Source organism: Streptomyces sp. x-19 (genome assembly GCF_046549115.1).
Taxonomy (GTDB): domain Bacteria; phylum Actinomycetota; class Actinomycetes; order Streptomycetales; family Streptomycetaceae; genus Streptomyces; species Streptomyces albulus_C.
The window spans coordinates 665594-688108 of record NZ_JAJPWK010000002.1 but is presented as its reverse complement, the minus strand read 5'-3'; the positions used below and the strand labels follow the sequence as shown (position 1 = coordinate 688108).

23 protein-coding genes are annotated in these 22515 nt (G+C 73.5%); 5 read left to right on the top strand and 18 right to left on the bottom strand.

Annotated features, from left to right (window positions below):
* Positions 1-68: 68 nt before the first annotated feature.
* Both groL and groES read right to left on the bottom strand, forming a co-directional pair.
* A complete protein-coding gene (gene groL, locus ACLJT4_RS07730) occupies positions 69-1694 on the bottom strand; it encodes a chaperonin GroEL (protein ID WP_411121537.1) in 1626 nt (541 codons plus the stop codon).
* 135 nt (positions 1695-1829) lie between these two features.
* Positions 1830-2138 carry a co-chaperone GroES gene (gene groES, locus ACLJT4_RS07725; RefSeq protein ID WP_016571324.1) on the bottom strand — a complete coding sequence of 103 codons (309 nt, stop codon included), beginning with the start codon at positions 2136-2138 and terminating at the stop codon, positions 1830-1832.
* 408 nt (positions 2139-2546) lie between these two features.
* On the opposite strand from groES, the gene ACLJT4_RS07720 reads away from it, so the two are divergent.
* Together ACLJT4_RS07720 and ACLJT4_RS07715 are read left to right on the top strand one after the other, a co-directional pair.
* Entirely contained in the window at positions 2547-3980 is a 1434-nt protein-coding gene (locus ACLJT4_RS07720) for an FtsW/RodA/SpoVE family cell cycle protein (protein ID WP_411121699.1), read from the top strand.
* Positions 3981-4046: 66 nt separating this feature from the next.
* Entirely contained in the window at positions 4047-5243 is a 1197-nt protein-coding gene (locus ACLJT4_RS07715; RefSeq protein WP_020929933.1) for a class I SAM-dependent methyltransferase, read from the top strand.
* A gap of 7 nt (positions 5244-5250) precedes the next feature.
* On the opposite strand, the gene ACLJT4_RS07710 is transcribed toward ACLJT4_RS07715, so the two are convergent.
* From ACLJT4_RS07710 to tsaB, 4 genes are all read right to left on the bottom strand, one after another.
* Complete coding sequence (locus ACLJT4_RS07710; protein ID WP_411121536.1) at positions 5251-5619, bottom strand: hypothetical protein; 369 nt, start codon at positions 5617-5619, stop codon at positions 5251-5253.
* 105 nt (positions 5620-5724) lie between these two features.
* On the bottom strand, positions 5725-6876 hold the full coding sequence (gene tsaD, locus ACLJT4_RS07705) for a tRNA (adenosine(37)-N6)-threonylcarbamoyltransferase complex transferase subunit TsaD (RefSeq protein WP_411121535.1): 1152 nt from the start codon (positions 6874-6876) through the stop codon (positions 5725-5727).
* Between the two features lie 2 nt (positions 6877-6878).
* Entirely contained in the window at positions 6879-7400 is a 522-nt protein-coding gene (gene rimI, locus ACLJT4_RS07700) for a ribosomal protein S18-alanine N-acetyltransferase (RefSeq protein WP_411121534.1), read from the bottom strand.
* The gene (tsaB, locus tag ACLJT4_RS07695; protein ID WP_275464165.1) at positions 7397-8104 is read right to left on the bottom strand and encodes a tRNA (adenosine(37)-N6)-threonylcarbamoyltransferase complex dimerization subunit type 1 TsaB; all 708 of its coding nucleotides are present in this window, start codon (positions 8102-8104) and stop codon (positions 7397-7399) included. Before tsaB ends, rimI begins: the two co-directional genes overlap by 4 nt.
* Before the next feature lie 120 nt (positions 8105-8224).
* Here tsaB and ACLJT4_RS07690 point away from each other — a divergent pair, with 120 nt between their 5' ends.
* Positions 8225-8803: a hypothetical protein gene (locus ACLJT4_RS07690; RefSeq protein WP_411121533.1), complete on the top strand. Its 579-nt coding sequence runs from the start codon at positions 8225-8227 to the stop codon at positions 8801-8803.
* A 47-nt stretch (positions 8804-8850) separates the two neighbouring features.
* On the opposite strand, the gene ACLJT4_RS07685 is transcribed toward ACLJT4_RS07690, so the two are convergent.
* The 8 genes from ACLJT4_RS07685 to ACLJT4_RS07650 form a co-directional block, all read right to left on the bottom strand.
* Positions 8851-9114: a hypothetical protein gene (locus tag ACLJT4_RS07685; protein ID WP_411121532.1), complete on the bottom strand. Its 264-nt coding sequence runs from the start codon at positions 9112-9114 to the stop codon at positions 8851-8853.
* 177 nt (positions 9115-9291) lie between these two features.
* Complete coding sequence (gene tsaE / locus ACLJT4_RS07680) at positions 9292-9840, bottom strand: tRNA (adenosine(37)-N6)-threonylcarbamoyltransferase complex ATPase subunit type 1 TsaE (protein ID WP_411121531.1); 549 nt, start codon at positions 9838-9840, stop codon at positions 9292-9294.
* Between the two features lie 70 nt (positions 9841-9910).
* Positions 9911-11197 carry an alpha/beta fold hydrolase gene (locus ACLJT4_RS07675; RefSeq protein WP_411121529.1) on the bottom strand — a complete coding sequence of 429 codons (1287 nt, stop codon included), beginning with the start codon at positions 11195-11197 and terminating at the stop codon, positions 9911-9913.
* A complete protein-coding gene (gene alr, locus ACLJT4_RS07670; protein ID WP_411121528.1) occupies positions 11194-12393 on the bottom strand; it encodes an alanine racemase in 1200 nt (399 codons plus the stop codon). Before alr ends, ACLJT4_RS07675 begins: the two co-directional genes overlap by 4 nt.
* Before the next feature lie 187 nt (positions 12394-12580).
* Entirely contained in the window at positions 12581-14014 is a 1434-nt protein-coding gene (locus tag ACLJT4_RS07665) for an NAD(P)H-hydrate dehydratase (RefSeq protein WP_411121527.1), read from the bottom strand.
* 87 nt (positions 14015-14101) lie between these two features.
* The gene (locus ACLJT4_RS07660; RefSeq protein ID WP_037633743.1) at positions 14102-14473 is read right to left on the bottom strand and encodes a holo-ACP synthase; all 372 of its coding nucleotides are present in this window, start codon (positions 14471-14473) and stop codon (positions 14102-14104) included.
* Between the two features lies 1 nt (position 14474).
* Positions 14475-16322 (bottom strand): glutamine--fructose-6-phosphate transaminase (isomerizing), encoded by a 1848-nt coding sequence (glmS, locus tag ACLJT4_RS07655; RefSeq protein ID WP_411121526.1) that lies wholly within the window; start codon positions 16320-16322, stop codon positions 14475-14477.
* 25 nt (positions 16323-16347) lie between these two features.
* Complete coding sequence (locus ACLJT4_RS07650; RefSeq protein WP_016575941.1) at positions 16348-16584, bottom strand: hypothetical protein; 237 nt, start codon at positions 16582-16584, stop codon at positions 16348-16350.
* A gap of 164 nt (positions 16585-16748) precedes the next feature.
* Between ACLJT4_RS07650 and coaA the strand changes: the two genes are divergently transcribed.
* Complete coding sequence (gene coaA / locus ACLJT4_RS07645; protein ID WP_016575942.1) at positions 16749-17738, top strand: type I pantothenate kinase; 990 nt, start codon at positions 16749-16751, stop codon at positions 17736-17738.
* A 72-nt stretch (positions 17739-17810) separates the two neighbouring features.
* On the opposite strand, the gene glmM is transcribed toward coaA, so the two are convergent.
* The 3 genes from glmM to rplM all read right to left on the bottom strand — a co-directional run bounded on the left by glmM (position 17811) and on the right by rplM (position 20310).
* Positions 17811-19169 carry a phosphoglucosamine mutase gene (gene glmM, locus ACLJT4_RS07640; RefSeq protein WP_016578435.1) on the bottom strand — a complete coding sequence of 453 codons (1359 nt, stop codon included), beginning with the start codon at positions 19167-19169 and terminating at the stop codon, positions 17811-17813.
* A gap of 140 nt (positions 19170-19309) precedes the next feature.
* The gene (rpsI, locus tag ACLJT4_RS07635; protein ID WP_016578436.1) at positions 19310-19822 is read right to left on the bottom strand and encodes a 30S ribosomal protein S9; all 513 of its coding nucleotides are present in this window, start codon (positions 19820-19822) and stop codon (positions 19310-19312) included.
* 44 nt (positions 19823-19866) lie between these two features.
* Positions 19867-20310, bottom strand: a complete 444-nt coding sequence (gene rplM / locus ACLJT4_RS07630) for a 50S ribosomal protein L13 (protein WP_016578437.1) — start codon at positions 20308-20310, stop codon at positions 19867-19869.
* 430 nt (positions 20311-20740) lie between these two features.
* Here rplM and ACLJT4_RS07625 point away from each other — a divergent pair, with 430 nt between their 5' ends.
* Positions 20741-21604 (top strand): hypothetical protein, encoded by an 864-nt coding sequence (locus ACLJT4_RS07625; protein ID WP_411121525.1) that lies wholly within the window; start codon positions 20741-20743, stop codon positions 21602-21604.
* Positions 21605-21656: 52 nt separating this feature from the next.
* Here the strand turns inward: ACLJT4_RS07625 and truA are convergent, their stop codons facing one another.
* On the bottom strand, positions 21657-22508 hold the full coding sequence (truA, locus tag ACLJT4_RS07620; protein ID WP_411121524.1) for a tRNA pseudouridine(38-40) synthase TruA: 852 nt from the start codon (positions 22506-22508) through the stop codon (positions 21657-21659).
* Positions 22509-22515 lie beyond the last annotated feature (7 nt).

Here is a 22515-nt window from a genome sequence, read left to right as displayed (position 1 = left end):
CCGCGGGGAGCGGGACCGGGCCTCGACGGGTGCCGGCGGGCGTGCCGCCGGCGGATGCGCGCGGTGCGTCAGTGCGCGTGGCCGTGGCCGTGGCCGGCAGCGGCGGGCTCTTCCTCTTCCTTCTTCTCGACGACCAGGGTCTCGGTCGTCAGGAGGAGGGAGGCGATGGAGGCCGCGTTCTCCAGGGCGGAGCGGGTGACCTTGACCGGGTCGATGACGCCGGCCTTGACCAGGTCGCCGTACTCGCCGGTGGCGGCGTTGAAGCCGTTGCCCTTGTCGAGCTCGGCCACCTTGGCGGTGATCACGTAGCCCTCAAGGCCGGCGTTCTCGGCGATCCAGCGCAGCGGCTCGACGGCGGCGCGGCGGACCACGGCGACACCGGTGGCCTCGTCGCCGTCCTTGCCGAGGTTGCCCTCCAGGACCTTCACGGCGTGGACGAGCGCGGAGCCACCGCCGGAGACGATGCCCTCCTCGACCGCGGCGCGGGTCGCGGAGATGGCGTCCTCCAGACGGTGCTTCTTCTCCTTGAGCTCGACCTCGGTGGCCGCGCCGACGCGGATCACGCAGACGCCGCCGGCGAGCTTGGCGAGGCGCTCCTGGAGCTTCTCGCGGTCCCAGTCGGAGTCGGTGGCCTCGATCTCGGCCTTGATCTGGGCGACGCGACCCGCGACGTCCTCGGAGTTGCCGCCACCGTCGACGAGGGTGGTGTCGTCCTTGGTGACGGTCACACGACGGGCGGTGCCGAGCACCTCCAGGCCGACCTGGTCGAGCTTGAGGCCGACCTCTTCGGCGACGACGGTGCCGCCGGTGAGGGTGGCCATGTCGCCGAGCATCGCCTTGCGGCGGTCACCGAAGCCGGGGGCCTTGACGGCCACCGCGTTGAAGGTGCCGCGGATCTTGTTGACGACGAGGGTGGAGAGGGCCTCGCCCTCGACGTCCTCGGCGATGATCAGCAGCGGCTTCGAGGCGCCGGCCTGGATGATCTTCTCCAGCAGCGGCAGCAGGTCCTGGATGGAGGAGATCTTGCCCTGGTGGATCAGGATGTAGGGGTCGTCGAGGACGGCCTCCATGCGCTCCTGGTCGGTGACCATGTACGGCGACAGGTAGCCCTTGTCGAAGGCCATGCCCTCGGTGAAGTCCAGCTCCAGGCCGAAGGTGTTGGACTCCTCGACGGTGATCACGCCGTCCTTGCCGACCTTGTCCATCGCCTCGGCGATCAGCTCGCCGACCTGCGGGTCCTGGGCGGACAGCGCGGCCACGGCGGCGATGTCGGACTTGTCGTCGATCGGGCGGGCGGTCGCCAGCAGTTCGTCGGAGACGGCCTTGACGGCGGCGTCGATGCCCTTCTTCAGGGCGGCCGGGGAAGCACCCGCGGCGACGTTGCGCAGACCCTCGCGGACCAGGGCCTGGGCCAGCACGGTCGCGGTGGTGGTGCCGTCACCCGCGATGTCGTTGGTCTTGGTCGCCACCTCCTTGACGAGCTGGGCGCCGAGGTTCTCGTACGGGTCCTCGACCTCGACCTCGCGGGCGATGGTGACACCGTCGTTGGTGATGGTCGGCGCACCGAACTTCTTGTCGATGACGACGTTGCGACCCTTGGGGCCGATGGTGACCTTGACCGTGTCGGCCAGCTTGTTGACGCCGCGCTCAAGGGCGCGACGGGCGTCCTCGTCGAACTTCAGGATCTTCGCCATGGGTGCTTCAAGTCCTCTCGTTGCGATCGTCGGCCTCGCCGCCGTGACCGCTTTCGCTCAAACGAACTGCGCCCCTGCCCCGGGTCGATGAGAACGCGGGAACCAGGGGCGCAGATCAGGGCAAATCTGGGTGACTTACTTCTCGACGATCGCGAGCACGTCGCGAGCCGAGAGGACGAGGTACTCCTCGCCGCTGTACTTCACCTCGGTGCCGCCGTACTTGCTGTAGAGCACGACGTCACCGACCTTGACGTCGAGCTCGACGCGCTTGCCGTCCTCGAAGCGGCCCGGACCGATCGCCAGGACGACGCCCTCCTGGGGCTTCTCCTTAGCAGTGTCCGGAATGACCAGGCCCGAAGCCGTGGTCTGCTCGGCGTCGAGCGGCTGGACCACGATGCGGTCCTCAAGCGGCTTGATGGCAACCTTGGAGCTGGCGGTCGTCACGATCCGACCTCCCCCTTCGGAGATCTCACGGGGTTAACTGTCTGAGGTGGCGACCAGGTCGATCCGTCGTCGCGGGTGCCGGACCTGCCCGTCGCTGTGTTGGCACTCCCTTAGGGAGAGTGCCAACGCTGAGACTATGACGCGGTTAGCACTCGGTCAAGCGGAGTGCCAGCGCGCCGGGGACGCGTACCGTATCTGCTGCCCGTGGCCGGGCGTGGAGTCGGACACACCTTCCGCCCGGCCGCAACCCGGCCCCTACGCTGCCCCGTCTTGCCTCCGGGACCGCCGAGTCCGGGCCACGACCCGGCCGCCCCGCGGCCCAGACCCATCGATGGCGGAGGAACCGTGCGTGGACTGACCAGCGCTCCCCGGGATTCCGGGGGGCCGGAGAGCGACGCCGAGCGCACCATGACGTTCGCCGCGCTGGCCCAGGCCCCGAACCGTCGGCGCACCGAGGCGTGGCTGCTCGGCTTCGTCGTGTTCATCACCGTCTTCGGCTACGCCTACACCGAGCTGTCCATGAAGGGGCAGCTCGGGGGCGGGCTGGGCGGTTTCGCGGTGAGCGTCTTCTTCATCGCGCTGGTGGCGCACCTCGTGGTCCGCCGGTTCGCGCCGCGCGCCGATCCGCTGATCCTCCCGCTGGCGACCCTGCTCACCGGGATCGGCCTGGTGCTGCTGCACCGGCTGGACATCACCTACGCGGAGAAACCCCGGCTGCACATCGCCCAGGCGGCGACCGGGCAGTTGGTGTGGACGGTCATCGGCGTCGCGGTCTGCGTCGTCATCCTGATCGTGCTGCGCGACCACCGGCTCCTCCAGCGCTACATCTACCTGACGATGGCGGTCGCGCTGGTGATGCTGATGGCACCGGCGTTCTTCGGCGCGGACAAGTTCGGCGCCAAGCGCTGGATCATGCTCGGGCCGTTGTCGCTCCAGCCCGGCGAGTTCGTGAAGATCATGATCGTGGTGTTCTTCGCCGGCTACCTGACCGTCAGCCGTGACGCGCTGGCGCTGTCCGGGCGCCGGGTGCTGGGCATGCAGCTGCCGCCGGGGCGACAGCTCGGCCCGATCTTCACGATCTGGGTGATCAGCCTGCTGGTGCTGGTCTTCGAGCGCGACCTGGGCACCTCGCTGATCTTCTTCGGCGTCTTCGTGATCATGCTCTACATGGCCACCGAACGCACCAGTTGGGTGGTCTGCGGCCTGCTGATGGCCGTGATCGGCGCCGGCGTCGTCGGCTCCACCGAACCGCACGTCAAGGGCCGCGTGATGGCCTGGCTGCACCCGATGGACATCTTCCTGCCGCCGGACAAGCGGCCGCCGGGCCTGATCTCCGACCAGGCCGCGCAGGCGCTGTTCAGCTTCGGCAGCGGCGGGATCGGCGGCACCGGCCTCGGCCAGGGCCACCCCGAGCTGATCGGCTTCGCCGGCAACAGCGACTTCATCCTCACCACCGTCGGCGAGGAGTTGGGACTGGCCGGAGTGATGGCCATCCTGCTGCTGTACGCACTGCTGGCCCAGCGCGGCATGCGGGCCGGACTGACCGCCCGCGACCCGTTCGGCAAGCTGCTGGCGGTCGGCCTCTCCGGGGCGCTGCTGCTCCAGGTCTTCGTCGTCACCGGCGGCGTCACCGGCCTGATCCCGCTCACCGGCAAGGCGCTGCCGTTCCTCGCCGCGGGCGGTTCGTCGATGGTCGCGAACTGGGTGATGGTGGCGGTGCTGCTGCGGGTCAGCGACAGCGCGCAGCGCCGGCGGGAACCGGTCCGACCGGCACCGCCGCGGCCGGACGCCGACGCCACCCAGCGGGTGCCGCGGGTCACCGGCCCCACGCCCGGCACCTGACGGCCCCCGCCACCGGGCGGACCGCGGGCCGAGCCGTCCGCGGGCCCGCCCGGCGGCTGGCCCACAATGGTGCGGGTGACCGACCTCGACACCTTCTCCGCGCTGCTCGCCCCCGAAGGACAACAGCTCCTGGCCGTCCTGCGGGACCACGACCCGGCGGACGAACTGGCGACCGCCACCCGGCTGCGCCGCGACCACCCCGCACCGCTGGTCTCCGCCGCCCTCGGGCAGGCCCGGCTGCGGCAACGCGCGGCCGCGAAGTTCGGCCCGGACGCGGCGCGGATGTACTTCACCCCGAACGGCGTCGAGCAGTCCACCCGCGCCCCGGTGGCCGCCCACCGCGCCGCCCGGCTCGCCGCGCTCGGTGTGCGGACCCTGGCCGACCTGTGCTCCGGGATCGGCGGCGACGCGCTCGCCCTGGCCCGGGCCGGGATCCGGGTGCTGGCCGTGGACCGCGATCCGCTGGCCTGCGCGGCCGCCCGGGCGAACGCCGAGGCGCTGGGCCTGGCGGACCGGATCGAGGTGCGGTGCGCGGACGTCACGGAGGTCGACACCGCCGGGTACGACGCGGTGTTCGTGGACCCGGCGCGCCGCACCAAGGCACGCGGCGGCCGCGTCTTCGACCCCGAGGCGTACTCGCCGCCGCTGTCCTGGGCCGTCGAGGCGGCCCGCGCCGCACCGCACGCGGCGTTGAAGATCGCGCCGGGGGTGCCGCACGAGGCGCTGCCCGCGGACGCCGAGACCGAGTGGATCTCCGACGGCGGGGACGTGAAGGAGGCCGTGGTGTGGTTCGGCACCGGCCGGGCCGGCGCCCGGCGGGCCACCCTGCTGCCGGCCGGCGACTCGCTGCTCGGCGCCGGCCTGCCCGATCCCGAGCCCGGCCCGGTCGGCGGCTGGCTCTACGAGCCGGACGGTGCGGTGATCCGCGCCCATCTGGTCGCGGACGTCGCCGAGCAGGTCGACGGGCGACTGATCGACCCGACCATCGCCTACGTGACGGCGGACCGGCTGCGGCCGACGCCCTACGCCACCGCGTACGCGCTCACCGACGTGCTGCCCTTCAACGTCAAGAAGCTGCGGGCGCTGCTGCGGGAGCGCGGGGTCGGCGTCGCGGTGATCAAGAAGCGCGGGTCCGCGGTGGAGCCCGAGGAACTGCGCAAGAAGCTCAAGCTCGCCGGGCCGCACGCGTGCACGGTCTTCCTCACCCGGGTCGCCGGCGCGCCGACGATGCTGCTCGGGCACCCCGCCGGAGCGGACGCCTGACGGCGGCTCAGGCCAGGTCGGTCAGGTCCTCGGCGTAGACCTGGGAGAGCGGCTGCGGGCCCACGTACTGCTGGCAGTTGCACCGGCGGGCCTCGTACCGGACCGGCGCGTGGTCCGCGTCCCAGGCCACGGCCGTGGGCACCGTCTCGTGGCACATGCCCTGCTTGTCGTGCTTGGCGAGGTGGTGCTCACAGCCGCAGACCGGGGCGGGCGGCCGGTCCGCGGCCTCCAGGGCCAGGCGCTCCTCGCGGCGGGCCTCGATGAGGGCCAGCTTGCGCCGGTGCCGGGTCTTCAGCGCTTTGCGGGCCGCACCCCGCGCCGCGGAGGCGGCGTAGAGGGCCGGCCCGGTCAGGACGAAGAGATACCACCACTGCACTGCGTCGACCCCCGTCGTCCCCCGGTGTTGCGAACGGGGCGGCTCCCCGGCCCCCCGGCCCTCCAGGATAGGACGCCGCACCGGGGCCGCCACGGTCCCGGCCGCCTACGGGTACAGGTTGTCCTTGCTGAGCTCGTGGAAGTGATCGTGGTCGTGATCTTGCGCGTGGCCGTGCCCGTGGTCCTGGCCGTGGTCGTGCGCGTGCGGGTCCGGGACGTGCGGCTCGGTGACCGGCAGCGAGGAGTCCGCGGAGAGGTCCCAGGCGGAGGCCGGGCGGTTGCGGGCCACCATCTCGGCGCCCAGGGCCGCGACCATCGCGCCGTTGTCGGTGCACAGCTTGGGGCGCGGCACCCGCAGTCGGATGCCGGCGTCCTCACAGCGCCGCTGCGCCATCGCCCGCAGCCGGGAGTTGGCCGCCACCCCGCCGCCGATCATCAGGTGGTCCACGCCGTTGTCCTTGCAGGCCCGCACGGCCTTGCGGGTCAGGACGTCGACGACCGCCTCCTGGAAGGACGCCGAGACGTCCGCCACCGGCACCTCCTCGCCGGCCGCCCGCTTGGCCTCGATCCAGCGGGCCACCGAGGTCTTCAGGCCGGAGAAGGAGAAGTCGTAGGCGGCGTCGCGGGGGCCGGTCAGCCCGCGCGGGAAGCGGATCGCCTCCGGGTCGCCCTCGCGGGCCCAACGGTCGATGACCGGGCCGCCGGGGAAGCCGAGGTTGAGCACCCGCGCCACCTTGTCGAACGCCTCGCCCGCCGCGTCGTCGATGGTGGCGCCCAGCGGCCGGACGTCGGAGGTGATGTCCGGGGCCAGCAGCAGCGACGAGTGGCCGCCGCTGACCAGCAGCGCCATCGTCGGCTCCGGCAGCGGGCCGTGCTCCAACTGGTCGACGCAGATGTGCGAGGCGAGGTGGTTGACGCCGTAGAGCGGCTTGCCGAGGGCGTAGGCGTACGCCTTGGCGGCCGAGACGCCGACCAGCAGGGCACCCGCCAGGCCGGGGCCGGCGGTGACCGCGATGCCGTCCAGGTCCGAGGCGGTGACCCCGGCGTCCTTCAGCGCGCGCTGGATGGTGGGGACCATCGCCTCCAGGTGGGCGCGGGAGGCCACCTCGGGCACCACTCCGCCGAAGCGGGCGTGCTCGTCGACGCTGGAGGCGACCGCGTCGGCCAGGAGGGTGTGACCGCGGACGATGCCGACACCGGTCTCGTCGCAGGAGGTCTCGATGCCGAGGACGAGCGGTCCGCCGCGGGAGTCAGCCATGTTCACGTTCCTTGTACGGAGGGTGCTTCGGAAGAGGTCTGGGTGGGGCGGCGCATCACCAGCGCGTCGACGTTGCCGGGCTGGTAGTAGCCGCGGCGGAAGCCGAGCGGTTCGAAGCCGAACCGCTCGTAGAGGCGCTGGGCGCGGGCGTTGTCGACCCGCACCTCCAACAGCACCTCCTGGCACTCGAAGTCGGTGGCGGCGGCCAGCAGCGCGGTCAGCAGTCGGGCGCCGAGGCCGGTGCCCCACTGGTCGCGGGCGGTGGCGATGGTCTGCACGTCACCGGTGCCGCAGGTCGCGGCCAGCCCTCCGTAGCCGAGGATCCGGCCGGCCGACTCGGCGACGAGGTAGCGGCGGTTGGCCAGCGGGCCGCGGGCGTGCGCGAGTTCGGACCAGAACATCCCCGGCGACCAGGCGTCCTCGGGGAACAGCTCGCGCTCCAGCTCCAGCACCGCGTCCAGGTCCCACCAGCGCATCTCCCGCAGTTCGACGGGGCGACCCGGCGCCTCGGGTTGGCCACTCACTGGGGAGTGACCACCTTGTAGTTGGCCGGCACCTGGGCGTCGGGCCGGCGCAGGTACAGCGGGCGCGGCGGGAGCAGTTCCTCGCCGGCGGCCAGTTTCCGGGCCGCCAGCTCGGCCAGCGCGGCGGCGGACTGGTGCGCGGGCCCGTCCCGCAGCACGCCGGTGAAGACGGTGTCGTAGAGCAGCGCGCCGGCCCCCACGGCGGGGACCCCGGCGACCTGCTCGGCGAGGTCGGCGGGGCGGTCCACCGCGGGCTCGGTCAGCCGGGTCAGGGGGAGGGGCGCCGCGGAGCGGCTCGTGCCGGGGCGGTGGTCGGGCGACGGGCGGGCGTAGCGTGCCCAGTAGACCTCCTTGCGGCGGGCGTCGGTGGCCACGACGAAGGGTTCGGTCAGGCCGGAGGCGTGGGCGATGCCGTCCAGCGAGCACAGGCCGTGGACCGGGACGCCCAGGGCCGCGCCGAAGGTGGTGGCGGTCACCAGGCCCACTCGCAGCCCGGTGTACGGGCCGGGGCCGACGCCGACGACGACGTCGCTGACCTCGGCCAGCTTGTGTCCGGCCTCGGCCAGCACCCGGTCGACGGCGGGCAGCAGCAGTTCGCCGTGCCGGCGGGCGTCCACCTCGCCGGCGGCGGCGAGGACGCGGGAGCCGTCGTGGAGCGCGACCGTGACGGCGGGGGTGGCGGTGTCAAGAGCTAGCAGCAGCACGCCTTAAAGACTACGGCGCGGCCGGCGGTGCCCCGGCCGGTGCTACCGTCGATCCGCAGTCGGCACAGTCAGCAGCCTCCCCGCCGGTGGCCGGGAGCGGACGGAAAGGTGGCACCCGCGGTGCCCTCGAAGAGCAGCACGATCGTCACCGGTCTCACCGCGGCCGCCCTGGTCGCGATCGGCCTGCTCGGTTTCCAGGCGTCCGCGTCCGCCTCCGGCCCGCTGACCCCGGTCCGCGGCAGCGTCCGGACCTCCGACGAGAAGCCGGCCGCCCGCGACCAGCACGACAAGAAGGACAAGCCGCCGGCCCCCGCCCCGGTCCCGGCGCAGTCCGGCAGCGGAAAGCGCGTGGTGTACGCGCTGGGCGCCAAGCGGGTCTGGCTGGTCGGCGCCGACGGCGCGGCGCAGCGGACGTTCGCGGTGGCGCCGAGCACGGTGTCCCCGGTGCCGGGGACGTACCCGGTCAGCTCGCGGTCGGTGAGCGTGACCGGCTCGGACGGGGTGGCGATCGAGCACGTGGTGCGGTTCGCCAGCGTGGACGGGGTGGTCGTCGGCTTCAGCGCGGCGGTCGACGGCTCCACGCCCGCCCCGGGTGGGGCGAACGCGAAGAAGACCGGTGGCATCCGGGAGTCGCGCGCGGACGGCGCGGCGCTGTGGGACTTCGCGGTGCGCGGCGTGAAGATCGTCGTCGTCCCCTGAGCCGGCGGCGCGGAGCCGTCCGCGCCCGCCCGCTTCGCCCCTGTGGGTTACGCGGCGTCGCGTCCCGGAGTGGACGCCCGACCGCCCGGCCCGGCGTTTTTCCCTGACTCGCCCGAGTCGTCGGCTTTCTCCGTAGCGGGCCGCTCCGCGGTGTCCGGCGGCGTGGAGACGGCGTTGGCCGCGGCGCCCGCGGCGAGCAGTTCGTTCATCGTCGGCGGGGTCTTCCGTGCGGTCCGATCGGCGCGCCCGGCCGCCGCGACGGGGGCGTCCGCGCGCCGCTCGGGCGCGGACGGGGGCTGGTGGGGGGACATGGACGCCTCCCGGGCTCCTGGGGCAAGCGACAGCGGTTAGGCTCTACTTAGGCACACCTAACCAGGGCTCTTCCACCCATGTGACCACGGCCGACACCGCGCGCGCAACATCTTGCCGACGGCTTGTCGGAAACTATCGGGCCGCCTGGCCCGATAAGAGCCTTTACGCCCCTTTCGTCAGCAGATCTCCAGCTCGGGAAGGCCGGCGTCCGCCCACCGCGCACCGAGCCCGATGACCGTCACCTCGCGGACGTCGTCCACGTCGTCCAGGCCCTCCTCCAAGTGACCGGCCGGCCCACCAGGGGCGTCGTCCCCTCCCACGGCCCGCCCGATGACGACGTGCAGCCGGTCCTCCGACAACTCCTCGACCTTGCCGTCGCCCCACTCGACGACCACCACCGACTCCGGCAGCGAGACGTCGAGGTCCAGGTCCTCCATCTCGTCCAGGCCGCCGTCGAGCCGGTACGCGTCGACGTGCACCAACGCCGGACCGCCGGTGAGCGACGGGTGCACCCGCGCGATGACGAAGGTCGGCGAGGTCACGGCACCCCGCACGCCCAGGGCCTCGCCCAGGCCGCGGGTCAACGTCGTCTTGCCCGCGCCCAGCTCACCGGTGAGCAGCACCAGGTCGCCGGGGCGCAGCAGCGGCGCCAACCGGCGACCCAACTCCTGCATCTGATCGGGGGACTTGACGGTTACGCGGGCGGTCACGCCAGTGGTGCTCATGCCGCAAATGGTACGGCCCGGACGGGCTGCCGGTCCCGCGTCGGGCCCGGCCCCGGCGCCTGGGCCCGGCTCAGGCCCGCGCGGTGCGCGACCGGCGGGCCGCCGCGCTCGCCCGTTCCACCAGCCCCACCAGGTGGTCGTTGACCAGCTCGGGCCGCTCCAGCATCACCAGGTGCCCGGCGTCCGGGACGCACACCAGCTCGGCGTCCGGCAGCACCTCGGCGATGGTCCGGCTGTGCTCGGCCGGCGTGATCAGGTCCTTCTCCCCGGCCAGCACCAGCGCCGGCACCGCGTCGTACGCCACCAGCGCCTCGGTCTTGTCGTGCACCGCGAACGCCGGGAAGAACTCGGCGACCACGTCGATCGGGGTCGCCTCGATCAGCCGCTCCCCGAACCGCGCGATCGCCGGGTCCACGTCCTGCGCGCCGAACGAATAACGCTTGATCAACCCCGCGAACAGGTCGGCGGTGGCCCGCCGGCCCCGCTCGACGATCTCGCTCTGCCGCCCCAGCGCCTTGAGCACCCCCGGCGCCAGCAGGTGGAACGCCTTCGAGCCCATCGACGGCAGCCCGAAACCCACCTCGCTCAGCCGGCCCGCCGACGTCCCGATCAGCGCCACGCCGACCACCCGCTCCGCCACGTACTCGGGGAACTGGTCGGCCAGCGCCATCACCGTCATCCCGCCCATCGAGTGCCCGACCAGCACGATCGGCCCCTCGGGCACCGCGGCGTCCAGCACCGCCTTCAGGTCCCGGCCCAGCAGGTCGATGGTGACCGGTTCGGTCCCCTCGATCTGCCCGTGGCCGCGCGCCGAGCGGCCGTGGCTGCGCTGGTCCCAGTGCACCGTGCGGACCGCGCCGCGCAGCGCGGCGCGCTGGAAGTGCCAGGAGTCCTGACCGAGGCAGTAGCCGTGGCTGAAGACGACCGTGGGCGCCGGGGAGCGCCGCCCCAGGGCCGCCGTCAGCCGCTTGTGCAGCCCGGTCCGGGCCTCGTGCGCGGCCCGCGTCTCCTTGCCCGCCCGGCCGCCCCCGACAACCCTGCCGCCCTTGGGAGCCGGACCGGTCGCCACCTCGTCGACCTCGTAGTACAGCTCGGTCCCGTCCTCGGCGAGCGCCACCCCCGAGGTGCCGCGCAGCGTGCCGTACGGGCCCGCCGCGTCCAGCGCCAGCCGCGCCCGGCGCCGCATCCCGCGGCCGACCGTCAGACGCTCTATGGCCACCCCGGCCGCCGCACCCGCCGCGACCACGCCGATCGCCAGGCCCGCGAAGCCCGCCTGACGCCCCGCCTTGGCCCAGTTGCCGGCCGCCTCCGCGGCGGTCTCGACCGCCTGCGCCGCGGCCTCCGTCCCGTCGGTCATGCCACGCCCCCCGTCAGCGCCGTGTCACCCTCGCTCCGGTCCCCGGCCTGCGCCGGCACCTCGCTGTCCACGTAGACGCGCGGCACCCGCTTGCCGATCCGCGTGACGATCTCGTACCCGATGGTTCCGGCCGCCCGCGCCCAGTCCTCCGCGCTCGGCTCCCCGCGGTCCCCGGGGCCGAACAGCACCGCCGGCTCGCCGACCTCGGCCCGGTCGCCGCCCAGGTCCACCACGAACTGGTCCATCGCGATCCGCCCGGCGACCGTCCGCCACTTCCCGGCGACCAGCACCGGTCCGGTGCCCGAGGCGTGCCGCGGGATCCCGTCGGCGTACCCCAGCGGGACCAGCGCCAGCGTCGTCTCCCCCGGCGTCGTGTAGTGGTGCCCGTACGACACCCCGTGCCCGCCCGGCACCCGCTTGACCGACGCCAGCGACGCCTCCAGCGTCATCACCGGCCGCAGCCCGAAGTCCTCGGGGGTGCCGAGCTCGGGGCTGGGCGAGACCCCGTAGACGCCGATGCCGGTGCGGACGAGGTCGAAGTGGGCCTCGGGGAGGGTGAGCAGCGCCGGGGTGTTGGCGATGTGCCGCACCTCCGGGCGCAGCCCGGCCGCCTCCGCGACGGCCAGCGCCCGGTGGAACTCCGCCAGCTGGGCGGCGATCGACGGGTGCCCGGGCTCGTCGGCGCAGGCGAAGTGCGACCAGACGCCGGTGACCGCGAGCAGGCCCTCGGCCTCGGCGGCCCGGGCGGCGGCGGTCAGTTCCGTCCACTCGGCGGGCGGGCAGCCGTTGCGCCCCAGCCCGGTGTCGACCTTGAGCTGCACCCGCGCGGCGCGCCCGCGGTCGCGCGCCGCTGCGACGACCTCCCGCAGCGCCCACAGGCCGCTCACCGAGACGTCGACGTCCTGCTCGATCGCTCTGCCCCAGGGCCCGCCGGGCGTCCACAGCCAGCACAGCAGCCGGCCGACGTCCCCGGCCGCGCGCAGCGCGAACGCCTCCTCGGGCAGCGCCACGCCCAGCCAGGGCGCGCCGGCCTCACGGGCGGCGCGGCCGCAGCGGACCGCGCCGTGGCCGTAGGCGTCCGACTTCACGACGGCCATCAGCTGCGCCCGTGGGGCACGCTTCCGCAGTGCACGGACGTTCGACCGCACGGCGGCGAGGTCAATGGCGGCACGGGCTCGCATCGCTGTCTCGTTCATCCCCCTCAGTGTCGCAGGCGAGGCGCTGAGCCGGCCGCCTTCCCACGTTGTGGTGCGGGTGCGTTCCTCTTCCGCGGGGGTGCGGGGGCGGGGTCGCGCGGCGTGGCGGCGGGTGGCGAGGAGCGTCGCCGCCCCACGGCGCGGCGGCCGTCGACGGGCCCCCGCCCCGCCGCACGACCCGCCCGTCCTATGAGGACACCACGTTCTCCCACGCCGCCCCCAGCGCCCCCGCCACCTCCGACGCCACGATCGGCTCCCCGTGCCGGCCGGCCGCCAGCCGCCCCGCGAGGCCGTGCAGGTAGGCGCCCGCCGAACCGGCGTCGCGCGGGTCGAGGCCCGCCGCCAGCAGCGCGCCGGTGAGGCCGGAGAGCACGTCCCCGCTGCCGGCGGTCGCCAGCCACCCCGTCCCGGTGGGGTTGACCCGCACCGGAACGCCCTCGTCCGGATCTGCCACCAACGTCGTCGAGCCCTTCAGCAGCACCGTCGCCCCGTACCGCCCCGCCAGCTCCCGCACCGAGGCCAGCCGCGCCGCCTCGACCTCCGCGCGCCCGCGCTCCAACAGCGCCGCCGCCTCCCCGGCGTGCGGCGTCAGCAGGGTCCCGGCCGTCCGCCGCCGCACCTGCTCGGGCGTCAGGAAGCGCAGCCCGTCCGCGTCCACCAGCACCGGGACGTCCGCCGCCAGCACCTCCGCCAGCGCCCCCGACTCGTCGCCGAGGCCCGGTCCGATCACCCACGACTGGACCCGGCCGGCCTTCTCCGGCGGGCCGGCGTGCACCAGCGTCTCCGGAAACCGCGCCAGCACCGCCTCCGCCGCCGGTCCCACGTACCGCACCGCCCCGGCACCGCCCCGCAGCGCACCGGCCACCGCCAGCACCGCCGCCCCCGGGTAGCGCGCCGACCCGGCGACCACCCCGACCACGCCCCGCCGGTACTTGTCGCTCTCCGCGGCCGGCCGCGGCAGCAGCTCCGCCACGTCCGCGTGCTGGAGCGCCTCCACGTCCGCACCGGCCGGCGGGCGCAGGCCGATGTCCACCAGGCGGAGCGCCCCGGCCCGTTCGCGCGCCGGGTCGATCAGCAGGCCCGGCTTGTACGCGCCGAACGTCACCGTCGCGTCCGCGCGCACCGCGTCCCCGGACACCTCGCCGGTGTCGGCGTCCACCCCGCTCGGCAGGTCGACCGCCGCCACGGTCGCCGCGGCCCGCGCGGCCCGGGCGAGCCGGGCGGCGTCCGGGCGCAGCCCCCCGCGGCCGCCGATGCCGACGATGCCGTCCAGGACCAGATCGGCCCGTTCCAGGTCGCGCAGCGGGTCGGTCGCCACCCGGCCGCCGGCCCCGCGCAGCGCCGACAGGCCGCCGGCGTGGGCCCGTTCGGGTGCGAGCAGCACCGCGGCCACCCCGGCGCCGCGGCGCGCCAGCCGCGCGCCGGCGTACAGCGCGTCCCCGCCGTTGTCGCCGCTCCCCACCAGCAGCACCACCCGGGAGCCGTACACCCGGCCCAGCAACTCCGCGCACGCGACGGCCAGTCCGGCCGCCGCCCGCTGCATCAGGGCCCCCTCGGGCAACCGGGCCATCAGTTCCCGCTCGGCGGCCCGCACGGTCTTCACGCTGTAGGCAGTCCTCATGCGGCCAGTGTCACACCGGGCCGCGGCGGTGGCGCGGAGCGCTCGCCCCCGCACGCCGCCGGGCGCACCGGGGAGTACCCGGGCCGCCTACCCCTCCGCGATCACCACCGCCGAGGCCACCCCGGCGTCGTGACTGAGCGACACGTGCCAGGACCGCACGCCCAGTTCCGCGGCCCGGGCCGCGACCGTGCCCTGCACCCGCAGCCGCGGCTGCCCGGTCTCCTCCACGTACACCTCGGCGTCCGTCCACCGCAGGCCCCCCGGCGCGCCCAGCGCCTTGGCCACCGCCTCCTTCGCGGCGAACCGGGCCGCCAAGGAGGCGATGCCCCGGCGTTCACCGCTCGACAGGTTCAACTCCGTCTCGTTGAACAGCCGGTGCGCCAGCTCCGGCGTCCGCCGCAGCGCCGCGTCGAACCGGTCGATCTCCGCGACGTCGATCCCAACCCCAATGATCACCAGGTCACTCCACCGTCACCGACTTGGCGAGGTTGCGTGGCTGGTCGACCTCGTTCCCCCGGGCGGTGGCCAGCTCGCACGCGAACACCTGCAGCGGCACCGAGGACACCAACGGCTGTAGCAGCACCGGCGTCCGCGGGATCCGCACGAGGTGGTCGGCGTACGGCACCACCGCCTCGTCGCCCTCCTCGGCGATCACGATGGTGCGGGCGCCGCGGGCCCGGATCTCCTGGATGTTGGAGACGATCTTGCCGTGCAGGACGGACCGGCCGCGGGGCGACGGGACGACCACGACCACCGGCAGGTCCTCCTCGATGAGCGCGATCGGGCCGTGCTTGAGCTCGCCGGCCGCGAAGCCCTCGGCGTGCATGTACGCCAGTTCCTTGAGCTTGAGCGCGCCCTCCAGGGCCACCGGGTAGCCGACGTGCCGGCCCAGGAACAGCACGGTGTTCTTGTCCGCGAGGGAACGGGCCAGCTCCCGGACCGGCTCCATGGTGCCGAGGACCTGCTGCACCTGCGTGCCGATCGCCGCCAGTTCGCGCACCACGTCCCGGATCTCGTCGCCCCACTTGGTGCCGCGCACCTGCCCGAGGTACAGCGCGACCAGGTAGACCGCGACCAGTTGGGTCAGGAACGCCTTCGTCGACGCCACCGCGACCTCCGGCCCGGCGTGCGTGTACAGCACCGCGTCCGACTCGCGGGGGATGGTCGAGCCGTTGGTGTTGCAGATGGCGAGCACCCGCGCGCCCTGCTCCCGGGCGTGCCGCAGCGCCATCAGGGTGTCCATGGTCTCGCCGGACTGGCTGATGGCGATCACCAGCGTGCGGTGGTCCAGGATCGGGTCGCGGTAGCGGAACTCGCTGGCCAGCTCGGTCTCGCAGGGGATCCGCGTCCAGTGCTCGATGGCGTACTTGGCGATCATGCCGGCGTGGTAGGCCGTCCCGCACGCCACGATGACGACCTTGGAGACCTCCCGCAGCACCGCCGGCGGGATCCGCACCTCGTCCAGGGACAGCACCCCGGCCGCGTCGACCCGGCCCAGCAGGGTGTCCGCGACCGCCTTCGGCTGCTCGGCGATCTCCTTGAGCATGAAGTAGTCGTAGCCGCCCTTCTCGGCGGCCGAGGCGTCCCAGTCCACGTGGTACGCGCGGACCTGCGCCGGCGCCCCGTCGAAGTCGGTGACCGTCACCCCGTCCCGGCGCAGCTCCACGACCTGGTCCTGCCCCAGCTCGACGGCCTGCCGGGTGTACGCGATGAACGCCGCCACGTCCGAGGCCAGGAACGCCTCGTCCTCGCCGATGCCCACCACCAGCGGGGAGTTGCGGCGCGCCCCGACGACCACGTCCGGCGTGTCGGCGTGCACCGCGACGAGGGTGAACGCCCCCTCCAGCCGCCGGCACACCTGCCGCATCGCCTCGGCCAGCTCCCCGCACGAGGAGTACTCCTCGGCCAGCAGGTGCGCGACCACCTCGGTGTCCGTCTCGGACGCCAACGCGTGGCCGCGGTCGGCGAGTTCGGCGCGCAGCGCGGCGAAGTTCTCGATGATGCCGTTGTGGACGACGCTGACCCGTCCGGCGTTGTCGAGGTGCGGGTGGGCGTTGGCGTCCGTCGGGCCGCCGTGGGTGGCCCACCGGGTGTGGCCGATGCCCACCGCGCCCGTGGGCAGCGGCCGATCGGCCAGCTCCTTCTCCAGGTTGGCCAGCTTGCCGGCCTTCTTGGCCGCCGCCAGCCCACCGTCCGCCAGCACCGCGACCCCGGCCGAGTCGTAGCCCCGGTACTCCAGCCGTTTCAGCCCGGCCAGCACCACCTCAAGGGCGCTCTGCCCGCCCACGTATCCCACGATTCCGCACATGGGGGCAGCCTACGCCGGGGCCTTGTCAATACCCGCGAGCTATCCGGTCCCGCGCCTCGCGGACGCGTTCGCGCAGTTCCTCGTCGGCCTCCGGGTCGGCGCCCGGCTCGTAGCGGTCCAGGAAGTCCGTCAGGTCCTCCCCGAGGTCCTCGTCCGGCAGGTCCTCGGCCAGTTCGGCGTGGACCCGCGCGGCGAAGCCGTCCGCCCGCAGCCGTCGTTGCCTGGCCCGTTCGCGCAGTAGTTCCCGCAGGCGCGCTCGCACGCCACCCCCCTGTGTCGCCACGGCGCCCCCTGGCGCCGCCCCCGGTCACCGACCGTACCGGGCTCCGCCCCGGCCGGCCACAAACGCACAGGTCCGGTCGGGCCCGGCCACCGCACCGCCACCCCGCCGCCGGGCCGCCCGCGCCGGCCCCGGACAATGGGCCCGTGCCCCTGACGACGGATCCGCAGCAACGACGCCGCACCGACAGCTCGCCGTACGTCGACCTGACCCGCGCGGAGTGGAGCGCCCTGCGGGAGAAGACCCCGCTGCCGCTCACCGCCGAGGAGGTCGAACGGCTGCGCGGCCTGGGCGACGTCATCGACCTCGACGAAGTGCGCGACGTCTACCTCCCGCTGTCCCGGCTGCTCAACCTCTACGTCGGCGCCACCAGCAACCTGCGCGGCGCGCTCAACACCTTCCTCGACGACACCGGCAACGGCCACGGCGCCCAGCCCGGCACGCCGTTCGTCATAGGCGTCGCGGGCAGCGTCGCGGTCGGCAAGTCCACCACCGCCCGGCTCCTCCAGGCGCTGCTGGCCCGCTGGCCGGAGCACCCGCGCGTCGAGCTCGTCACCACCGACGGCTTCCTCTTCCCCAACGCCGAACTCCACCGCCGTGGCCTGATGTCCCGCAAGGGCTTCCCGGAGTCCTACGACCGCCGGGCGCTGACCCGCTTCGTCGCGGACGTGAAGTCCGGCAAGGCGGAGGTCACCGCGCCCGTCTACTCGCACCTGATCTACGACATCGTGCCCGACGAGCGGCTGACCGTGCACCGGCCCGACATCCTCATCGTCGAGGGCCTCAACGTCCTCCAGCCGGCCCTGCCCGGCAAGGACGGCCGCACCCGGCTGGGCCTCGCCGACTTCTTCGACTTCTCGGTCTACGTGGACGCCCGCACCGAGGACATCGAACGCTGGTACCTCGGCCGGTTCCGCAAGCTGCGCGGGACGGCCTTCCAGGACCCGTCCTCGTACTTCCGCAAGTACACCCAGGTATCCGAGGACGAGGCGCTGGAGTACGCCCGCATGATGTGGCGCACCATCAACCGGCCCAACCTGGAACAGAACGTGGCCCCCAACCGCGGCCGCGCCACCCTCGTCCTGCGCAAGGGCCCGGACCACAAGGTGCAGCGGCTGTCGCTGCGGAAGCTGTAGACACCACGACGGGGCCGCCCCGGACGGCAGTGGCACTGCCGTCCACGGGCGACCCCGCCGATCGGAACTCCGTTACCCCAGCGCGGACTTGACCGCGTCGGCGAGCCGCTGCGCGACCGCCCGGGCCTGCTCGATGTCGGCGGCCTCGACCATCACCCGGACCAGCGGCTCGGTGCCGGACGGCCGCAGCAGCACCCGCCCGGTGGCGCCCAGCTCCTGCTCCGCCTCGGAGACCGCCGCGGCGACCTCGGCGGAACTGCCCACCCGCGCCTTGTCGACGTCGGGGACGTTGATGAGGATCTGCGGCAGCCGCTCCATCACGCCCGCCAGCTCGGCCAGCGACCGGCCGGTCGCCGCGACCCGGGCGGCCAGCATCAGCCCGGTCAGCGTGCCGTCACCGGTCGTGGCGTGGTCCAGCACGATGACGTGCCCGGACTGCTCGCCGCCCAGCGCGTAGCCGTGCGCCTTCATCTCCTCCAGGACGTACCGGTCGCCGACCCCGGTCTGCACGAGGTCGATGCCCTCGCCCTCCATGGCCAGCTTGAAGCCCAGGTTGGACATGACGGTGGCGACGACGGTGTTCTTGCGCAGCGTCCCGGCCTCGCGCATCCCGAGCGCCAGGACGGCGAGGATCTGGTCGCCGTCGACCTCGTTGCCGGCGTGGTCCACGGCCAGGCAGCGGTCCGCGTCACCGTCGTGGGCGACGCCCAGCGCGGCGCCGTGCTCGACGACGGCGGCCCGGAGCTTGTCGAGGTGCGTGGAGCCGCAGGCGTCGTTGATGTTGAGCCCGTCCGGCTCGGTGCCGAGGGTGACGACCTCGGCGCCGGCCCGCGCGAACGCCTCCGGCGAGACCCGGGCGGCCGCGCCGTGCGCACCGTCGATGACGACCGTGAGCCCGTCCAGCCGGTTGGGCAACACGCCGACCAGGTGCGCGACGTACTTGTCGAAGCCCTCGTCGTAGTCGGTGACCCGGCCCACGCCGGCACCGGTCGGCCGCTCCCACGGCTCACCGGCGCTGTGCGCGCGGTAGGTCTCCTCGATCCGGTCCTCCAGCTCGTCGGCGAGCTTGTGACCACCCCGGGCGAAGAACTTGATGCCGTTGTCGGGCATCGGGTTGTGGCTGGCGGAGAGCATCACGCCCAGGTCGGCGCCGAGCGCGCCGGTCAGGTACGCCACCGCCGGGGTCGGCAGCACGCCCACCCGCAGCACGTCCACTCCGGCACTGGCCAGGCCGGCGACCACCGCGGCCTCCAGGAACTCCCCCGACGCCCGCGGATCGCGTCCGACCACGGCCACCGGCCGGTGTCCCTCAAACGTCCCCGCCTCGGCCAGCACGTGAGCCGCCGCGACCGACAGACCGAGCGCCAGCTCCGCCGTCAGGTCCGCATTGGCGACGCCGCGCACACCGTCTGTGCCGAAGAGTCGTGCCACTGGTGTCCTCCGAAGTAGATGAGCTGTGACCGGGGCTTGGATTCCAGGTATACGCCGCCGGTCGCCGAAAGCCGAACGCCCCGGCAGCACGGAAGTGCCACCGGGGCGTTCGACAAGGGCTGCCTGCGTGCAGCGCGCGATTAGCGCTTGCTGTACTGCGGCGCCTTGCGGGCCTTCTTCAGACCGGCCTTCTTGCGCTCGACCGCACGGTCGTCACGCTTGAGGAACCCGGCCTTCTTCAGGGCCGGACGGTTCGCGTCCACGTCGGCCTCGTTCAGCGCACGGGCCACGCCCAGGCGCAGCGCACCGGCCTGGCCGGAGATGCCGCCGCCGGAGATGCGGGCGATGACGTCGTAGCGGTTGTCCAGCTCGAGCACCTTGAAGGGCTCGTTGACTTCCTGCTGGTGCACCTTGTTGGGGAAGTAGCCCTCAAGGGTGCGACCGTTGATCTTCCACTGACCGGAGCCCGGAACGATCCGGACGCGGGCGATGGCGTTCTTGCGACGGCCCAGGCCGGCGGCCGGCTGCGGCTCGCCGAAGCGGGACGCGAGGGACTCGGAGGTGTACTCGCCCTCCAGCGGAACCTCGGTCTCGGTGGTGTACTCCTCGACCTCAACCTCGTCCAGCGGGGTCTCGGGGGTGGTCTCAGCCACGATGCTCCTTAAGAATTCTCTGTCGTCTTAGGGGGTGGCCGGACTTACTGCGCGACCTGGGTGATCTCGAACGGGACCGGCTGCTGCGCAGCGTGCGGGTGCTCGGCGCCCGCGTAGACCTTCAGCTTCGAGAGCATCTGACGGCCGAGGGTGTTCTTGGGGAGCATGCCCTTGATGGCCTTCTCGACGGCCTTCTCGGGGTTCTTGTCCAGCAGCTCGTCGTAACGGACCGAGCGCAGACCACCCGGGAAGCCGGAGTGGCGGTACGCCAGCTTCTGGGTGCGCTTGTTGCCGGAGAGGTGCACCTTGTCGGCGTTGACGATGATGACGAAGTCACCCATGTCAACGTGAGGGGCGTAAACCGGCTTGTGCTTACCCCGGAGGAGGGACGCAGCCTGGCTGGCCAGACGGCCCAGGACAACGTCCTGCGCGTCGATGATGTGCCACTGGCGCTGAACGTCGCCGGGCTTGGGGCTGTACGTACGCACGTCTTAGCCTTCGCTTCGTGAGTTGGGGTATCCCCGTGGTCCGAAGGGACCGCGGGGAAGGGTCCTGTACTGGCACCGCGGCTGCTCGCACAGTGAGATGGCGCTACGGGCGACGCAACCCGATCGTCCACCGCTGGTGAGCGGCTCGGCTAGCCGCGCAAGGCCCCTCACGTGAGATAGAGCAAGCCCATACGCATAACGAACCAGCAGGATACTGACCCAACCCCGTACGGGTCAAAACGCGCCCCGGACAGGCGTGCGGCCGGCCCCCTCACCCCACCTGCGATCATGGCCCCCGCCCGACCCCGGCCGGCTCCCTCCAAGGACCCGCACCGCGCCCGCGCCCCCGCGGCGCCCCGCTCCAGCACCGGCCGCAACGGGTTCCGCACCGCCCGCCACACCGCCGGCCCGGCGCATTAGGATGCGCGGCATGAGCTTTGGGCAAGGGGGGCCGTTCGGCGGCCCGGGGGGTTCCACTCCGGACTGGGAGGCGCTGGCCGACGAGAGTCGGGCCCGCTCCCGCCGCAAGCGCTGGGTCGTGATCGGCGGAGGTGCCGTCGCCGCACTCGCGGTCGCCGGCATCGTCGCCGTCGCCGTGATCAACAACAACGGCTCCCCCGGCGGCAACGCCACCGCCCGGCCCACCGCGTCCGGCCAGTCCGCGCTGCCGGACGACAAGCCGTCCTTCCCCGACGTCTCGGTCCCGCCCCCGCCCAATCCGCAGGACTACATCTCCGACCCGAAGAAGGACACCGCGCCGCTCACCCCGGCCACCCTCTTCCCGCAGAAGGCCATGCTCGTCGGCGAGCACAGCTACCCGCAGACCGGCACCGCCAGCACCGCGGACTGCACCGCCGGCGCCCAGGGCGCCCTGGTCTCCTCGCTCCACCACAACGGCTGTAAGCAGCTGCTGCGCGCCACCTACTCCCAGGGCGGGGTCGCGGTCACCATCGGCGTGGCCGTCTTCGACTCGCCGGCCCAGGCCGCCGCGGTGATGAACGAGAACAAGCCCAACCTGCTGCCGCTAGCCGGCGGCGGCGTCCCCGCCGACTTCTGCCAGGGCAGCAAGTGCCGGATGACCACCAACGCCACCGGCCGCTACGCGTACTTCACCATCGCCGGCTACACCGACGGCAAGGACGTCACCGCCGGCGAGACCAAGGCCCAGCAGATCAGTCGGGACGGCGGCGCGTACGCCTTCACCCAGATCGCCCAGCGCGGCAAGGACCAGGCCGCCAAGGCCGCCGCGCAGCAGCTCAAGGAAGCCCAGCGCAAGGCCGGCCAGACCTCCTGACGCCCCGGGCCGCGCCCGCCCCCGACCGACCGGCCCGGGGCGGGCCCCGTCCTCAGCAGCAGCCGGCCGACGGCAGCGACCGCTTGTTGCGCGCTTCCTTGTTCCGGGCCATCAGCAGCTCGTCGGCCGGGTAGCCGACCTCCTCCAGCGTCAGCCCGTGCGGCCGGACGACGTGCACCGCGGAATCCCGCACCCCCGCGGTCAGCACCTTCCCCGGCCAGTCCACCGGACGGTGCCCGTCGCCGACGAACAGCAGGGCCCCCACCAGCGACCGCACCATGTTGTGGCAGAACGCGTCCGCCCGGACCGTCGCCGTGATGATCCCGTCCGCGTCCCGCTCCCAGCTGAGCGCCTGGAGCGTGCGGATCGTCGTCGCCCCGTCCCGCCGCTTGCAGTACGCGGCGAAGTCGTGCTCCCCCAGCAACGGCCGCGAGGCGGCGTTCATCGCCTCGACGTCCAGCTCCCAGTCGTGCCACAGCACGTGCCCGCGCAGCAGCGGATCGACGCCCCCGTGGTGATCGGTGACCCGGTACGCGTACCGCCGCCAGATCGCCGAGAACCGCGCGTTGAAGCCGTACGGCGCCTCCGACACCCGCCACACCCGGACGTCCTTGGGCAGCCGCCCGGCCAGCCGCCGCAGCAGCTTGTCGTGGTGCTCGGCCCACAGCTCGGCCGGCAGGTCCACGTGCGCCACCTGCCCGCGGGCGTGCACCCCGGCATCGGTCCGCCCGGCCACGGTGAGCTCGTACGTCTCTCCGGACCGCGTCACGGTCCGGAGGGCGTCCTCCAACTCCCCCTGGACCGTTCGCTGTTCGCGCTGCTTGGCCCATCCGGAGAACTCCGCGCCGTCGTACGACAGGTCCAGCCGCACCCGGACGAAACCGGGCTCCACTTCGTCACTCACACCAGCA

What these genes read in the sequence shown, in the direction of transcription:
- groL (WP_411121537.1), bottom strand. Translation starts at nt 1,694, where the DNA reads ATGGCGAAGATCCTGAAGTTCGACGAGGACGCCCGTCGCGCCCTTGAG.
- ACLJT4_RS07720 (WP_411121699.1), top strand. Translation starts at nt 2,547, where the DNA reads ATGACGTTCGCCGCGCTGGCCCAGGCCCCGAACCGTCGGCGCACCGAG.
- ACLJT4_RS07715 (WP_020929933.1), top strand. Translation starts at nt 4,047, where the DNA reads ATGGTGCGGGTGACCGACCTCGACACCTTCTCCGCGCTGCTCGCCCCC.
- tsaD (WP_411121535.1), bottom strand. Translation starts at nt 6,876, where the DNA reads ATGGCTGACTCCCGCGGCGGACCGCTCGTCCTCGGCATCGAGACCTCC.
- ACLJT4_RS07685 (WP_411121532.1), bottom strand. Translation starts at nt 9,114, where the DNA reads ATGTCCCCCCACCAGCCCCCGTCCGCGCCCGAGCGGCGCGCGGACGCC.
- tsaE (WP_411121531.1), bottom strand. Translation starts at nt 9,840, where the DNA reads ATGAGCACCACTGGCGTGACCGCCCGCGTAACCGTCAAGTCCCCCGAT.
- ACLJT4_RS07675 (WP_411121529.1), bottom strand. Translation starts at nt 11,197, where the DNA reads ATGACCGACGGGACGGAGGCCGCGGCGCAGGCGGTCGAGACCGCCGCG.
- alr (WP_411121528.1), bottom strand. Translation starts at nt 12,393, where the DNA reads ATGAACGAGACAGCGATGCGAGCCCGTGCCGCCATTGACCTCGCCGCC.
- ACLJT4_RS07665 (WP_411121527.1), bottom strand. Translation starts at nt 14,014, where the DNA reads ATGAGGACTGCCTACAGCGTGAAGACCGTGCGGGCCGCCGAGCGGGAA.
- glmS (WP_411121526.1), bottom strand. Translation starts at nt 16,322, where the DNA reads ATGTGCGGAATCGTGGGATACGTGGGCGGGCAGAGCGCCCTTGAGGTG.
- ACLJT4_RS07625 (WP_411121525.1), top strand. Translation starts at nt 20,741, where the DNA reads ATGAGCTTTGGGCAAGGGGGGCCGTTCGGCGGCCCGGGGGGTTCCACT.